A 16205-nucleotide genomic window follows, 5' to 3' on the forward strand; every position below is an offset into this window, starting at 1 on the left:
AGGAAAAGGAGACAACGGAGGAAAGGAGAAACCAAAATTTCGTAATCATTAAACTCCGGTGACCTGGCATTTATTAATTTAAGAACGGGACATCCACGGAAATGAGACTGAAATACAAACTGTGGCAATAAATAAAAAAACCGCCTCGAAAGGCGGTTTAAGTAGTATATAGAATTGCTTATTTAGCAACAGCCATTTTCTTTTCTTTGATACGAGCGCTTTTGCCGCTACGTTCACGAAGGAAGTAGAGTTTCGCTCTGCGTACTTTACCAACTTTGTTCACCGCAATAGAATCGATGTTGGGGCTGAACAGGGGGAAGGTTCTTTCCACACCAATACCATCGGAAATTTTCCGAACGGTGAAGGTTTGGGTAGTACCCTGACCCTGGCGTTTGATCACATCGCCCTTAAAGCTCTGGATCCGCTCTTTGTTACCTTCAACAATTTTATAGTTTACAGTCACGTTGTCGCCTGCCTTGAATTTCGGAAATTCTCTTTTCTGGGTTAGCTGCTCGTGAACAAATGCTACTGCGTTCATGACATTGTTTTTTTAATCGGACGGCAAAGGTAATAGAAAGAAAGTAAAAAGTCAAAAGTAAAAAATAAAAAGTTGGAATACTCCGAAAATCAGGCAGGTAGAGGAAGTTCAATCACCCAAGGAGGAAAGTGGACAAGGAGGAAAGTGGACAAGGGGGAAAGTGGACAAGGAGGAAAGTGGACAAGGGGGAAAGCGGACAAGGGGGAAAGCGGACAAAAGTGAAAGCGGACAAAGGGGAAAGGGGAAGGATGGAAAGAAGAAGAAGGAGGAAAGGTTGAAGCCGTTTTTTGACCATTATAAAAGTCTTTGCAAACCAACAGCTTTTAATAAGGATCTGTGTCGGGCCAGCCAAATAGGCGTTTCTGTATAATCCAGAAAAAGCATTAAAGAAACTGAATTGGAACACTAGTTGTTAATAATTAAAGAGTTATGGCTCAAGATAAGATTATTTGTTTCATCGGAGTAAGGAAGAGGATAGGATGAAGCTTGGATGAAGTTTGGGTAAAGGAGAAAAAGGAGAAAAAGGAGAAAAAGGAGAAAATGGGTAAAAGTAGAAAAGGGGGAAGGTGAAAAGCCGTCTAAAAGCCGTCTAAGAGCCAGAAACGATAGAGAAACAAGAAGGAATCGATAGGGAATCGACGGATAAAGGATTTAGAACAGATATGCAAACTACGGAGAAATGATTTACAAACGATATAGAATGGAATTACAAACAATAATAGTGGTTTGGGAAAACAAGGGGCAAAGGAGGAGGGAGGTAGGAAAAAGGAGATAGGAGGAGGGTGGAGAGAGGATGGGAAAGTGGAGGGGGGAGCAAAAGTTGGCAGGGGAGAATGGACAAGGGAGCGAGGAGAGAGCAAAGACTAGAGGTGAGACGAAAGTGAAATAGAAATGAGGAGAGTTAGGTTCGGAGAAGGGAAGAGTGGAAGATGAAGAGATGAAGATGAAGAGGGGAAGAGGAGGAGGTGTCTCGTCAAGGGAGAGAGTGGAGAAGGCCGTCCTTGTAAGGTGTTGAATAATTACCCGTCGGGTGTAAAATAAAAGTGGGGAGCCTGCACACGCGGACTCCCTACTTTTAACTTATTACTTTTAACTTTTTACTTGCACTATCGTGCAACATTCACCGCTCTTTTCTCGCGGATCACTGTCACGCGGATCTGGCCGGGGAACGTCATTTCGGTTTGGATTTTCTGCGCAATTTCAAAGCTCAGGCGATCACTGTCGGCATCCGTTACCTTATCGGCTTCTACAATTACCCTTAATTCACGTCCGGCCTGAATGGCATAGGCTTTCTCTACTCCCGGGTAGGCCATAGCCATATTCTCCAGGTCCTTGATCCGCTGCAGGTATTGCTGCATAATCTCTCTGCGGGCACCGGGACGGGCACCGCTGATGGCATCACAGGCCTGAACAATCGGAGAAATCACATATTGCATTTCCATTTCATCGTGGTGAGCACCGATAGCATTCACTACTGCGGGATTCTCTCCATATTTTTCTGCCAGCTTCGCTCCAAGCAACGCATGGCTCAATTCAGATTCCTCATCCGGAACTTTACCAATATCGTGTAGTAATCCGGCTCTTTTAGCCAGTTTAGGATTCATTCCTAATTCAGATGCCATAATTCCGCAAAGATTGGCCACTTCCCGACTGTGCATCAGGAGGTTTTGTCCATAAGAAGAACGGAAGCGCATTTTACCTACAATCCGCACCAGTTCCTTATGTAATCCATGGATGCCCAATTCAATTACCGTCCGGTCCCCAATTTCCATTACCTGCTCTTCTATCTGGCGACGGGTTTTCTCCACTACTTCCTCAATACGGGCAGGGTGGATTCGACCATCGGTTACCAGACGTGTAAGACTCAGACGGGCAATTTCACGACGTAATGGGTCAAATGAGGATAGAATGATCGCTTCCGGAGTATCATCCACAATCAGATCAACACCGGTTGCAGCTTCCAATGCCCGGATATTCCGACCCTCACGTCCTATGATCTGTCCCTTTATTTCATCACTCTCCAGATTAAACACGGTTATCGAGTTCTCGATTGCCTGCTCAGCAGCCGTACGCTGAATGGTTTGGATGATGATTTTGCGGGCTTCCTTGTTCGCTTTTTGTTTGGCGTCATCAATAATTTCCTGCTGTACCGCAATGGCCTGGGTTTGCGCCTCATTTTTAAGGCTTTCAACCAACTGAGCTTTTGCTTCATCAGCCGTTAATCCGGCTATCTTTTCCAGCCGGCGAATATGCTCTTCCTGGTGTTTTTCCAGTTCCGTGCGCTTGATATTCACCAACTCAATCTGGCGGTTCAGGTTTTCCTTTATGGCTTCGTTCTCCTTGATCTGTTTATCCAGTCCGGCTTCTTTCTGATTAATGCTGAGCTCCTTTTGTTTGGCTCTGTTTTCAACATCGCTCAGTTTCCGGTTCCGATCCAGTACTTCCCGGTCATGGTCTGCTTTTAATTGAACAAACTTCTCTTTTGCCTCCAGGATTTTTTCCTTTTTAAGAGTTTCTGCCTGCAGCTGGGCATCTTTAATTAATTTCTGTGCCTGGCTTTCCGCTTCATCGATTTTCTGTTGAGTATTCGCTTTAAAAATAAACTTTCCTGCCACAATGCCCACTATCAGTGCAACAATGGCAACAATCAATATCATTAAGGTTTCGTTCATTGAATGGTTGTTTTAATCTTTTTTCAATCGTACATAAGGCCCTAAAATAACTCATAACTGGTTGAGTAAGACGCTAATTTGCGAAAATACGAATTCATAGCATAAAAGGTTGCAGCTTTTAATGCCAGGCCGTAATTTGGTGTAAAGAATCCAATATGGTTAAAAAAAGTATGGTCCTATTGCTTATTTGCTCATCGGTAACGGTAAGTGCTCAGGATCAATCCTTCAGCTTACAGGGGAGTTTTGCTAAAATGGACCGGAAACCTTCCAAACTCTACCTGCAATACCAACGGGGTAACCAGTGGATAAAAGACAGCAGCGAGGTGGCCAATGGAAATTATTTTTTTAGTGGCCAGATTCCGGAACCTACCCTGGCCAGTCTCACAGTTGCCGGTCAAGGTGGTGTTTCAACCGGTTTACCACAAATTCTTGGACTATTCCTGGAAGCTGGAACTATCAGAATTCTTCATACAGACAGTTTTTCCCAAATTATAGTGTATGGATCACTTGCTCAGTTGGATTATGCAGAACTGGACAAATCGGGTGCCCCTTATCGATTTCGGCTCGATACCCTATATAATGCCTACCGGCTGGCTCGAAAATTAAAAGAAGCTAACCGGATGCAGAAACTGGAAATTGAAATTGAAGAGGTTTCTGAAGAGCACCGCGAAAAAGTGCTACGAAAATTTGCTGCGGAACATCCCGAATCTCCCGTTGCTTTATATGCTTTGATTGAATCAGCAGGTTTTCCACTTGATCCGGTTAAAACAGAGCCCTTGTTTCTAAAACTGGCTCCCGGATTGAAAAATTATCCTTCTGCAAGAGAACTGAAAGCAAAAATTGATATCGCCAAACTAACTGCAATTGGTCAGATCGCTCCTGATTTTACCCAAAATGATACGCTGGGTAATCCAATTACATTGTCCAGTTTAAGAGGAAAATACCTGTTGATCGATTTCTGGGCTTCCTGGTGTGGTCCCTGCCGCTACGAAAATCCCAACCTGGTTGCGGCTTATGAAGCTTATAAGGATAAGGGATTTGATATTTTAGGCGTATCGCTGGACCAGCCAGGCGAACGCGCGGCCTGGCTGAAGGCTATTAAAGACGATAAATTGAACTGGCACCAGGTATCTGATCTTCAATTCTGGAAAAATTCCGTAGCAGTTCAATATGGAATCAATGCAATTCCGCAAAACCTCCTGCTGGATCCCCAGGGTAAAATCATTGCAAAAAACCTGAAGGGGAAAGACCTGTTGCTGAAATTGCAGGAGTTAATGCCTTAAACAGGCTGATTGTCTTTCATCCTGTCAAGAAATGTTTCCAACTGATCCAGTTTGTCCTGGACAGCCTGGGTATCCAGATCAGTGCGGGTATTGGAGCTTTGCTCTGTGGCATACCAGACCAGTACCATAGCTATATAATCCTGCATGTCTTTAGCCGAAAACTGGGTTTTAAATTCAATGATTTTATCATTGATCAGCTTTACAGTGGAACGTACGGCTTCCTCATCCTGAACCCTGATTTTGATCCGGTAGGTACGATCTCCTATTACAATATTGGCGGGAATGAGTTGATCTGACATTACCTATTCGTTTAAAAGTGCAATACACTGTTCAATCTCTTTCAGGTACTGGTTGATCCTTTTCTCCAGTGCCTGCCGATCGGCTTCGTTCATGGTAGCGGGACGCGTAGCCCGTACCACCTCCAGCTGCCTTTCCAATTCTTCGATACGGGATTGCTGCAGTTTGTCTTTTTCCTGGAATAACTGCAGGGTTTGTTGCAGACGATCCTGTTCTTTCTTCAATTGCAGGTGTTGCTTCTGCACCTCCGCCAGTTTTTCCTGGATTCGGGTTATATGTTGGAGAATCGATTCCATCAGGATGTCCGGATTTCTGCACCAATTTCTTTTTCCAGTGTTTGGATCAGCTTTTGCATCAATGCATCAATTTCCTTATCCGTCATGGTTTTTTCTTCGTCCAGAAAAGAGAAATTGACCGCTACCGATTTTTTATCTGTCCCCAGTTTGTCACTTTCAAATAAATCGAACAAACGGGTTCCGGAAAGTTTTTGAACTCCTGCTTTTTTTATGGCCGATTCGATGGAACTATAAGCTACCGTACGGTTTACGAGCAGGGCAAGATCCCGTTCCACAGCAATCTGTCTTGGCAGCTCACGGAAACTCAATTTGTTTTTGGTGGCAAGTTTTACAAGGGTATTCCAATTCAGATCTGCCAGATAAACGGCCTGTTTCAAATCAAACTGAGCCATCTTGGATTTTGAAACCTGTCCAATCACGCCAATTTTTTCCTTGCCTGCCAATAAATTAAATCCGGGTTGAAATCCGGTTAAAGCTGCTTCTTCCAGTTTTAATGTAGGTAATCCAAGAGCTGCAGCCAGTTTTGCCGCAACCCCTTTAAGGAGATACAAATCGGCCTGTTGTGCCGGCTGCCTCCACGAGGCTTCCGTATATAAACCACTCAGGTAAACACAACAATGGTTTTCTTCCTGATATTCACCAAGCCCGGTGGTGGAATAGGTTTTTCCAAATTCAAAAAGCCGCAACTGGTCGTTCTTGCGGTTAAGGTTATACGAAATAACTTCCAACGCTGTCTCCATCATAGACGGACGTAAAATATTGAGTTCAGCACTAAGGTTATTCAGCATTTTAACCGTACCCTGCAACTGTTCTTCCGTATAGTAGGCACTATTGGTAATTGAGTTGGTCAGAATTTCTCTGAAACCGGCTCCGGCCAGGTATTGGGCCAGCTTTTCCCGCAGCTTTCCATCTACATCATTTTCAACAGAGGGGGTGATAGTAATGGCCTGAGGAATTTCAATATTGTCAAGTCCGTCAATCCGTATAATTTCCTCCACTATATCGGCCGGGATGGAAATATCCGGTTTACTAAAGGGAACACATACCCGCAGCTCATCAATTCCATCTTTCAAAACTTCGAAGCCTAATGCTTCCAGAATCTTTTTTACGGTATCGGGATGATAGTTTTTGCCACTTAATTTTTTCAGGTAATGGTATTTGATGGCGACCTGTTTTTTTTCTTCCTGATTCGGATAGATATCAACGATATCGGATGCAATTACGCCGCCGGCTATTTCCCTGATAAGGAGGGCTGCTCTTTTTAGAACATACACCGTTTGAGAAATATCCACGCCTTTTTCAAATCTTCCTGCTGCATCCGTGCGCAATCCGTGTCGGAAAGAAGTTTTGCGAATCATGCTGGGATTAAACCATGCCGATTCAAGAAAGAGTTGTGTTGTTTCATTTGTTACACCACTGCCGATTCCACCAAAAACACCGGCTATACAAAGCCCTTCTGCTGCATCGCAGATCATCAGATCATCTGCATGCAGACGGCGTTCTTTTTCATCCAGTGTTATAAAAGGGGTTCCTTCCGGCAATTGCTGAACGATAATTTTTCCCCCTTTGATTGCAGCAGCATTAAACGCATGAAGCGGCTGTCCGGTTTCATGCATAACATAGTTGGTGATATCAACAATATTATTGATTGGACGCAATCCTATTGCAAGCAGACGGTCTTTTAACCATTGCGGTGATTCAGCCACTTTAATACCTGATATGCTTACACCGGCATATCGCTGGCAGGCAACAGGATCTTTTATTTCCACTTCTATCTGAAGCGATTGTTCCTGTACTTTAAAACTATTTACAGAAATCGTTTTAATCCGTAGTTCTTTTTTATCGTGATGGGTAAGATAAGCAGCCACATCCCGCGCAACCCCCATATGGCTCATGGCATCCATGCGGTTGGGGGTAAGCCCAATTTCATAAATGATATCGGTGTAAACCTGGATATGCTGATTTACGGGTGTGCCGGCTTTAAGTGTATCGGGTAAAAGTAGAATTCCTCCATGATCGGGCCCCAGTCCGATTTCATCTTCTGCACAGATCATACCCTGACTTTCCTCACCCCTTATTTTAGCCAGTTTCATGGTGAGGGGATCGCCAGAAAAGGGATAAATTGTAGTGCCCACAGGTGCTACTACCACGGTTTGTCCGGGTGCCACATTCGGTGCCCCGCAAACGATGGAAAGTAATGCTTCTCCACCTATATCAACCTTGGTAAGGGTAAGTTTATCCGCATTTGGGTGCCGCTCACAGGAGCGAACCTTTCCAACCACCAATCCTTTTAGTCCGCCTTTGATAGATTCATAGGGTTCCATGTTTTCAACTTCCAGTCCAATCGAAGTAAGAATTCTGGACAACCGTTCAGGGTCAACCGAAACGGGTAAATAATCGCTCAACCAATTATAAGAAATCGTCATGTAGGTAATTATCAATTAAGAACGCAAATATAACAGATTGTAGAGGCTTCGAAAAACCCGCAGTATATAAGGCGTGAAACAGTAGTGAAACAGGGCATAAATTGGAAATAGGTGTTTTCACGGATTTTTTAAATCCCGTGAAACCTTTTTCCAGTAGGTGTTTGAGGTAAATTGTCGATTTGATGCAAATCCTGAAAGGCTTGTTCCTGTTTGGTTTGAGGTGAAATTTGAGATGCCTGAAGCAGCTCCGGCAGCCGCAAACGCCATTCTGGTAATCCTGGTATGTGGCCAACGATTCTGCCTTAAATCTTTGTTCACAAGTGGTGTGTATAAACTTCGGCTAATCAAGGAAAACTTTTTTAAATTGTGGATAGCCCACCAAATCAGGTGGATAACCGTCTGATTCCTGTGGATAAGCACCTGCATTACTTAAGTAAAACTAAACGGTTTAAAAAATTTTTTCGGAGTTGGGTGCAGGTCTATATTCGCCGTCCTGATTAGGGGTGTTAACACCCGATTCACGATTTCATAATGTTCTGGTAACGTTGAATAGTTCAAATGGATCTTACAAATATTAATAAAGACCGTAAAAACAGGCGGAAAGGCACTATGGACCTTAGTACCATGGTGTACGGTAAAGTACCGCCCCAGGCCAAAGACCTGGAAGAAGCGGTTTTGGGGGCCATCATGCTGGAAAAAAGTGCCTTTGATACGGTGGTGGAAATCCTGAAGCCCGAATGTTTTTATGTGGATTCGCATCAGCGGATCTTTAAGGCAATGCAATCCCTGTCTCAAAAAAGCCAGCCGATTGATATCCTGACCATTGTTGAAGAACTCCGAAAGCGGGAGGAACTGGAGATGGTTGGTGGTCCATATTATGTAACCAAGCTGACGAATACCGTCGTTTCATCCGCCAATATTGATGCGCACTCCAGAATTATTCTTCAGAAATTTATTCAGCGCGAACTGATTCGGATCAGCGGTGAGGTGATTTCTGATGCGTATGAAGATTCAACCGATGTATTTGATCTGTTGGATTCAGCGGAAAGCAAGTTGTTTGATATCACCAACAATCACCTTCGGAAAGATTATAGTGCTATCGACTCGGTATTGGTGCAGACAGTTCAGCGGATTGAAGACCTGCGGAACCAAACGGAGGATATTTCCGGTGTGCCATCGGGCTTCCCGAGTATTGACAAGGTTACTTATGGCTGGCAAAAAACCGATCTGATCATCCTGGCTGCTCGTCCCGCGGTGGGTAAAACCGCCTTCGCGCTTAACCTGGCCCGGAATGCTGCATTGAGTCCGACCCGCCCAACGGCGGTGGCTGTGTTCAGTTTGGAGATGAGTGCCGGACAATTAGTTCAGCGGATTCTTTCTGCAGAATCAGAAATCTGGCTGGAAAAAATCAGTCGCGGTAAACTGGAAGAATATGAGATGAAACAGCTCTATGCCAAAGGCATTCAGCGTTTGTCGGAAGCGAAAATATTCATTGATGATACGGCAGCCCTCAACATTTTCGAATTGAGAGCGAAATGCCGTCGCCTTAAAAATAAACACGATCTCGGCCTGATCATCATCGATTACCTGCAGCTGATGAGTGGTGCCGGCGGGAATACCAACCGGGAACAGGAGATTTCACAGATTTCCCGCTCTCTCAAACAACTGGCAAAAGAATTGGAAGTTCCGATTATTGCACTTTCCCAGTTGAGCCGGGCGGTGGAAACCAGGAAAGAAGGTAATAAAATGCCGCAGCTGAGTGATCTCCGGGAATCCGGTGCCATCGAACAGGATGCGGACATGGTAATGTTTATTTACCGTCCCGAATACTATGATGTGAATGCCAATGAACACGGTGAAAGCGTAAAAGGGGAAACCCATGTTCGGATCGCAAAACACAGGAACGGTTCACTCGAAACCATCAAACTCCGCGCAATGCTTCATATCCAGAAATTTGTGGATGAAGGAGTGGAAGGGGGTGATGGTCCGCCATCCGGACCAATGCCGGGAGCCTGGAAGCCGATTGGTCCAACCGGGCCTGCAGCCGGACCGGATCAAAGCGGTTATCGCCAAATCGGCAGCCGGATGAACGATGTTCCTTTTGATGATGATGAAACTCCATTTTAATGGCCCTTCCTTTTTTTTACCTGAACCAATACCAGGGAGAAGACAGGATTCTGCTGGATGAAGCAAATTCAAGGCATATGGTTGCCGTGCTCCGTATGCAGACAGGGGAGGGAGTGCAGCTTACCGATGGGAAAGGAAACCTGCTTCAATGCCGGATTAGTGAAGCACATAAAAAAAAGGCGATCGTCGATTTAATTAAAAAAGAGGTATTGCCTCCCCCAGTTAAAAAAATTACCATTGCTATTTCTCCGGTTAAGAATACTACCCGCTTTGAATGGTTTCTTGAAAAAGCAACAGAGATCGGCGTTTCTGCCATCATTCCGCTGATTGCACAACGTACCGAAAAACAACAGTTTCGTCACGACAGGATGCAGCAAATCCTGATCAGTGCATTAATGCAAAGCCAACAGGCCTGGTTACCGGAACTTATTCAGCCTGTTCGATTTGCTGATTTGATAAAACAGGAAAATTATTCACAGAAATGGATTGCCCATTGTCTGGATACAGAACGCAAATCCTTAAGAACTCAAATAGGTGCAGGAAACAATCAATTACTGCTTATTGGTCCGGAAGGCGATTTTACTCCTCAGGAAATTGAGCTGGCATTACAGGCCGGATTCGAAGCGGTTACTTTGGGTGATACCCGTCTTCGAACCGAAACTGCCGGTCTCGTAGGTGCAACCCTGCTTTGTGTTTCCTGATCATCAACGAGCCATATCGGAATATCCGTCGGCATCTTTATCTGTTGAAAAACCTGCATTTTTTAACTGAGGTTCTCGTAATGCAACCGGTGCAACCCTGGTTTTTTTGCGCATAGCCATATTCAGCATTTCAACGCCAACTGAAAAGGCCATTCCAAAATAAATATAGTTTTTCAGGTGAAGCTGGTGGGCTGCTTCACTATCCCAACCTTCAATTACCAGACTTAATCCAATCATTACCAAAAAGGAAAGCGCCAGCATTTTCAGTGTTGGATGTTTATGAATGAATCCGGAAATATTCGGACTAAAACGGAACATCACAAACATGGCAATAACAACTGCGGCTATCATAATTTCAACATGTTTGGCAGTTCCTCCGGCAGTCAGAATACTGTCGAAAGAAAATACTGCATCCAAAATTACAATCTGCGTAATGGCTTGTGCAAATCCAAGTCCGGCTTTCTTTTCGGCCGCTTTATTTGGATCATCTCCTTCCAGTTTGTGGTGAATTTCTTTAACGGATTTATAGATAAGAAAGAGTCCGCCTAACAGCATAACCAGACTGGCGAGGTCAAATCCTTTGGAGCCGATGTGAAACAGGTTTTTTCCTTTTTGAGCCAGCAGCCAGCTCAATCCCAACAATAACAGACTACGCATAATAATGCCAATGATCATCCAGTAGCGTCTTGCTTTTTTCTGGTCTTTGACATCCGGCAACCGATTCATAATAATACTTACGAATATCACATTGTCAATGCCGAGCACTACTTCCAGTATAACCAGAATAATAAAGCTGATAATACTTTCGGAGGTTAAGAGATGTTCCATAATAAAAACTAACTGGGTTTGGGTAAAAGCTTAGAGAGATTTACAAATATCCTTAGCAATAGTTGGACCAACATAAATAAATCCGGTCCACACCTGCACAAGGCAGGCACCGGCATCCATTTTTTCACGGGCTTCAGGGCCGGTAAATATACCGCCACTTGCAATGATTGGAATTTCGCTATTGGATTGTTTACTGATATATTCAACCAATTCAGTTGCACGCTGCCGTAAGGGAGCTCCACTTAATCCACCGGCACCAATTGCATCCAATTCCTGCTGACCGGTTTGTAAATGCTCACGGGAAATAGTGGTATTGCTTACAACCAATCCATCCAGATGTATTTCCCTTGCCAGATCAACCACATCGTTTACCTGTTCCAGCGTAAGATCTGGTGCGATTTTCAAAAACAGCGGTTTGGGATGCGGTTGCTGTTGGTTGATCGTTTGCAGATGAGAAAGAATTTTGTGGAGGGCATCCTTTTCCTGTAAGGCCCTAAGTCCCGGTGTATTCGGTGAACTAACATTTACGACAAAATAATCGACCACATTAAACAATTCACGAAAGCAGATTTCATAATCTTTCCAGGCATCTTCATTGGGGGTCAGTTTGTTCTTTCCAATATTGCCACCAATAATCAGCCGGGGAGTTCTGAGATTTCGGCTCTCTTGCGTCAGTTTCCAGTTTTTCAATCGTTCCGCCACCACTTTTACCCCCTCGTTGTTAAATCCCATTCGGTTGATGAGTGCCTTATCTTTTGGTAAACGAAACAGCCGGGGTTTTTCATTTCCATCCTGAGGTTTTGGTGTTACTGTTCCAATTTCAATGAAACCAAAACCAAGCAATTCCAGTTCCCGCAGGTAGCGGGCATTTTTATCGAAACCTGCAGCAAGCCCAACGCCGTTTTTGAAGCTTAATCCAAATGCCTGCACCGGCCGGGCTTCAGAATAACTGAACTTCCGGCTGATCCAGTTACGCAAAAAAGGGATACTGCTTACCAATTGAAGGCAGTTCATTGAAAAATAATGGGCAGTTTCTGCAGGTAACCAAAAAAGAATACGTCGTAAAAATGAATACATACTCCAAAAAAAAACCATTGGGGGGGCATAACAAAAAAATCTTTTCCATCTACGCAGTTTCCTTTAAATTTGGGTAATAAGGTTGTTTATGCAACCAATATGGAAGTGGCCACCACTTCTTATTTCAAACTTCAAACTTCTCAGATGAAAACGGCTTATATCGTGGCGGGATTTCGTACTGCAGTAGCAAAATCAAAACGGGGAGGATTTCGGTTTTATCGTCCGGATGATCTTGCGGTTGACCTGATAAAGGGACTGATGGCAACGATTCCTCAGTTGGATCCAACCAGGGTGGATGATCTAATTGTGGGTAATGCTGTTCCGGAAGCGGAGCAGGGACTACAGGTTGGCAGGATGATTTCCGTCAGGGCATTGGGAATTGAAGTGCCTGGAATGACGGTGAATAGGTATTGTGCCAGTGGCTTGGAAACAATCGCTATTGCTACAGCCAAAATTCAAAGTGGCCAGGCAGAATGTATTGTTGCAGGAGGTACTGAAAGCATGAGTATGGTGCCAACAGCCGGGTGGAAAACGGTTCCAGCTTATAGTGTGGCAACTGAAAATCCGGATTATTACCTGAGCATGGGATTAACTGCAGAAGCGGTTGCAAAAGAATATGGAATCAGCCGGGAAGCCCAGGATGAGTTTTCTTATAATAGTCACCAAAAGGCAATCCATGCCATATCAAGCGGCTATTTTAAAGCAGGCATTTTGCCGATGAATGTGGAACAGGTTTATCTGGATGAAAAAGGGAAAAAACAGAAAAAACAATATATCGTTGATACGGATGAAGGGCCGAGAGCCGATACCAGCCTGGAAGTTTTGGCAAAACTTAAACCTGCTTTTGCTGCCGGTGGTGTGGTAACTGCAGGCAATTCCTCTCAAACAAGCGATGGGGCTGCCTTTGTAGTGGTAATGAGTGAATCGATGGTGAAAGAACTGGGGGTTCAGCCAATAGCCCGCCTGGTTAGTTGTGCCAGTGCCGGTGTACATCCAAGAATCATGGGAATTGGGCCAGTTGCAGCCATTCCAAAAGCAGTAAAACAAGCGGGACTAAACCTGTCACAGGTTGATCTGATAGAATTAAACGAGGCATTTGCCAGTCAGTCGCTGGCAGTTATTCGGGAAGCCGGATTGGATCCTGAAAAGGTTAATATTAATGGAGGTGCCATTGCATTGGGACATCCATTGGGATGTACCGGTGCCAAATTAAGTATTCAGGTTATTCATGATATGAAAAGATTGGGCAAAAAATATGGAATGGTTACCGCATGTGTTGGAGGTGGACAGGGAATTGCAGGTATTATAGAAAATTTATAAGTAGTATATTTCAGTAAGATGTGAATATTTATGAAAACGCCGGACTCCAATTCGGCGTTTTCCTGTATATATAGGGTAAAATATAGTTTCTTTGTAATAGGTTTACGGTCCGTTAACCATGATTCTTTTAAACAGCAAGCAAGCTATGACCAGGGTTTTTATTATCGATGATCATGAAATGTATCTGGAAGGGCTCTCTTTATTATTGGCAAAGCAATCCACAATTCAGGTGACCGGTGCCTGTCAGACTGCCACTGATTTATTGGAGCAGCTTCCCCAACTTTCAGCAGAAGATATTTTATTGTTAGATGTGAATCTGCCTGATATGGAGGAAGATGTATTGTTGAAGGAAATCCGAAAGACCCGCCCACAGCAGAAGATCTTATACCTCACCCTGATGAGGGGTACCCGTTATGTTCATAAATTATCCAAGTTTCAGATTCAGGGTTATATATTGAAAAATGCCTCGGTGGATGAATTGGTAAATGCGATTGAAACGGTGAATGGAGGTGGAACTTATTTCAGTAAGGAAATAGATATAATGGGATCTGAAACTTTTCGGAATACACTAACTATTGAAGATCGTAAAGTTGATGAAATTTTATCCAAAAGAGAAATTGAAGTACTCCGGCTGGTTTGCAAAGAATTCAGCAACGCAGAAATTGCTCAACAACTATTTTTAAGTATCAGTACGATTGAAACACATCGGAAAAACCTCATTGCCAAACTAGGTGTTCAGAATACCGTAGGATTAGTGAAGTTTGCTTTGAGGAATAATCTTATCGATTGATAAAATTCCGGCTCATATCGCCAGCCATTTTTTTTTGCTTTGGCTTCCTGCATCTTCAGGCTCAGGTATCCGATACCAATGCCATAAAAAATCTATACGATCAATCGCTTGATTATTCTGAGGATCGTATAGATTCTTTAAAATCGAATGCCATTCTGATTGAAACAGCATCCAGTCAATTAGGGTTTAGTAAAGGCTTTATTCTTTCAAACCGATTAAAAGGATTGGCAGAAGAGTACGCAGGAAATTATGAAGAAGCCATTTCATGGTACTTGAAAACCCTGAATGATGCCAGATCAGCTAAATTGGTGGAATATGAGATTGCGGCATTAAGTGATCTGGCCATTACGTACAGTGAGGTTAAACAATATGAAAAAGCCAGAGATGTTTACAGACAGTCTTTACAGCTCTCCATGCAAAGAGGGGAGGTCTCCAATATAATTTCCGGGCTGGGCAATCTCGGTGCAATTTATAACCTGCTGAATAAACCGGATAGTGCATTGCTTTTTCTGGAAGAGGGACTTCGTTTATCAACCGCCTATAATACTTCCGAAACGCTGCCAACCATTTATAATAACCTGGGGAATGTTTATTTTAAAAAGAAAGATTTCTATAAAGCACTTCAATATTTCAGAACCAATAAATCACTGCATCAATCGCCCGATCAATTGGGGAATCTTTGGACAGATTATCTGAATATTGGCGATGTTTATATTGAGTTGGGAAGGCTGGATTCTGCAAGAATGTATTGTGATGAAGCGCTTCGCCTGGCCAAACAATTAAACTCCCGATCCAAAGAGGCTGAATCATATTCGTTATTGGCAAAATTATATGAGCGCCTGGGTCAATACCGCATGGCTTATCAGTATCAGCAACAATGGTATCAGTTGGATACAGCGCTGGTAAATCAGGATATGGCCGCTTCCATTGCAGAAATGCAGGAGCGTTTTAATGCCAAAGACAGGGAGAAAAAAAATCAGTTGTTACAGGCTGCCATTGAAAAAGAAAAACTGAATAACCGAAATCTTCGTTCCTTAAGTCTGGCAGCATTTCTCATACTCGTTTTGATCAGTATAATTTTATTTATTTATAGAAATTCCAATCAAAAGCTGGTAAAAGTGAATGCTGTAATCAACAGGCAAAAGGAATCACTTTCATTGCTGAATCAGGAAAAAAATACCCTGATCAGTATTGTTTCACATGATTTAAGCACGCCTTTTTCCAGCATTCATATGTGGAGCAGGTTACTGGAAGCCGACCATAACCTGGCACCGGATCAGAAAAAGGCGACTGAGAATATTCGTAAAGCTGCTGAGAATGGTGAACAATTGATTCGCCATATTCTGGAAGTCGAAAAGGAAGGTACCGGAATGGAAAAAATGGAACTGGAAGAAATTCATCTTGCTGCTTTTTTGCATCATTTGGTGGAGCATTTTCAGCCCGCAGCCAGCGAGAAAAAAATTAAACTTTCCGGTCCTGATCCGGAGCAGCAAGTATTTCTTTTTGCGGATCAGTCACTTTTAAAACGGATTATTGAAAACCTGGTTTCCAATGCGTTGAAATTTAGTTTACCCGGACAGCAGGTTCAAGTACGGATTGATAACAATTCGGCCTTTACCGATATTATTGTGGAGGATAATGGTCCCGGTATCAGCAAAGAAGATCAACAACGACTGTTTACCAAATATGGTCAATTATCGGCACGGCCTACAGCCGGCGAATCTTCCACCGGGCTGGGATTGGCTATTGTAAAACGCCTTGCCAATGAATTGAATGCAAGTTTGCAGTATGAAGGGAATCCAGGTATTGGAAGCCGCTTTATCATCCGGTTTAAAAAATAAAAAAGAAAC

At 43.5% G+C, this 16205-nt stretch carries 13 protein-coding genes; 6 read left to right on the forward strand and 7 right to left on the reverse strand.

The window, feature by feature from the left end; genetic code table 11:
• Positions 1–178: 178 nt before the first annotated feature.
• Complete coding sequence (rplS, locus tag B2746_RS15050; protein ID WP_290795517.1) at positions 179–538, reverse strand: 50S ribosomal protein L19; 360 nt, start codon at positions 536–538, stop codon at positions 179–181.
• 1106 nt (positions 539–1644) lie between these two features.
• A complete protein-coding gene (gene rny, locus B2746_RS15055) occupies positions 1645–3210 on the reverse strand; it encodes a ribonuclease Y (protein WP_290795519.1) in 1566 nt (521 codons plus the stop codon).
• A gap of 155 nt (positions 3211–3365) precedes the next feature.
• Between rny and B2746_RS15060 the strand changes: the two genes are divergently transcribed.
• Entirely contained in the window at positions 3366–4493 is a 1128-nt protein-coding gene (locus B2746_RS15060; RefSeq protein ID WP_290795521.1) for a TlpA disulfide reductase family protein, read from the forward strand.
• Here B2746_RS15060 and B2746_RS15065 read toward each other — a convergent pair.
• From B2746_RS15065 to pheT, 3 genes are read right to left on the reverse strand one after another with little or no spacing between them, the layout of a single operon-like run.
• Positions 4490–4792 carry a cell division protein ZapA gene (locus B2746_RS15065; RefSeq protein ID WP_290795523.1) on the reverse strand — a complete coding sequence of 101 codons (303 nt, stop codon included), beginning with the start codon at positions 4790–4792 and terminating at the stop codon, positions 4490–4492. The two genes, B2746_RS15060 and B2746_RS15065, sit on opposite strands and share 4 nt — an antisense overlap.
• A 3-nt stretch (positions 4793–4795) precedes the next feature.
• The gene (locus B2746_RS15070) at positions 4796–5086 is read right to left on the reverse strand and encodes a hypothetical protein (protein ID WP_290795525.1); all 291 of its coding nucleotides are present in this window, start codon (positions 5084–5086) and stop codon (positions 4796–4798) included.
• Positions 5086–7512 carry a phenylalanine--tRNA ligase subunit beta gene (gene pheT / locus B2746_RS15075; protein ID WP_290795526.1) on the reverse strand — a complete coding sequence of 809 codons (2427 nt, stop codon included), beginning with the start codon at positions 7510–7512 and terminating at the stop codon, positions 5086–5088. The genes B2746_RS15070 and pheT overlap by 1 nt, the downstream gene beginning before the upstream one ends.
• Positions 7513–8070: 558 nt before the next feature.
• On the opposite strand from pheT, the gene dnaB reads away from it, so the two are divergent.
• Together dnaB and B2746_RS15085 are read left to right on the forward strand one after the other, a co-directional pair.
• Positions 8071–9639, forward strand: a complete 1569-nt coding sequence (gene dnaB, locus B2746_RS15080; protein WP_290795528.1) for a replicative DNA helicase — start codon at positions 8071–8073, stop codon at positions 9637–9639.
• A complete protein-coding gene (locus B2746_RS15085; protein ID WP_290795529.1) occupies positions 9639–10340 on the forward strand; it encodes an RsmE family RNA methyltransferase in 702 nt (233 codons plus the stop codon). Before dnaB ends, B2746_RS15085 begins: the two co-directional genes overlap by 1 nt.
• 3 nt (positions 10341–10343) lie before the next feature.
• Here the strand turns inward: B2746_RS15085 and B2746_RS15090 are convergent, their stop codons facing one another.
• Positions 10344–11168 carry a TerC family protein gene (locus B2746_RS15090; protein ID WP_290795531.1) on the reverse strand — a complete coding sequence of 275 codons (825 nt, stop codon included), beginning with the start codon at positions 11166–11168 and terminating at the stop codon, positions 10344–10346.
• Between the two features lie 30 nt (positions 11169–11198).
• A complete protein-coding gene (locus tag B2746_RS15095; protein ID WP_290795532.1) occupies positions 11199–12245 on the reverse strand; it encodes a quinone-dependent dihydroorotate dehydrogenase in 1047 nt (348 codons plus the stop codon).
• 144 nt (positions 12246–12389) lie between these two features.
• Between B2746_RS15095 and B2746_RS15100 the strand changes: the two genes are divergently transcribed.
• The 3 genes from B2746_RS15100 (at position 12390) to B2746_RS15110 (ending at position 16196) form a co-directional block, all read left to right on the forward strand.
• The gene (locus B2746_RS15100; protein WP_422653617.1) at positions 12390–13565 is read left to right on the forward strand and encodes a thiolase family protein; all 1176 of its coding nucleotides are present in this window, start codon (positions 12390–12392) and stop codon (positions 13563–13565) included.
• 145 nt (positions 13566–13710) lie between these two features.
• On the forward strand, positions 13711–14355 hold the full coding sequence (locus B2746_RS15105; protein ID WP_290795536.1) for a response regulator transcription factor: 645 nt from the start codon (positions 13711–13713) through the stop codon (positions 14353–14355).
• Positions 14352–16196 carry a tetratricopeptide repeat-containing sensor histidine kinase gene (locus B2746_RS15110; protein ID WP_290795538.1) on the forward strand — a complete coding sequence of 615 codons (1845 nt, stop codon included), beginning with the start codon at positions 14352–14354 and terminating at the stop codon, positions 16194–16196. The genes B2746_RS15105 and B2746_RS15110 overlap by 4 nt, the downstream gene beginning before the upstream one ends.
• Positions 16197–16205 lie beyond the last annotated feature (9 nt).

The organism is Flavihumibacter sp. UBA7668, assembly GCF_002483205.1.
GTDB lineage: Bacteria > Bacteroidota > Bacteroidia > Chitinophagales > Chitinophagaceae > Flavihumibacter.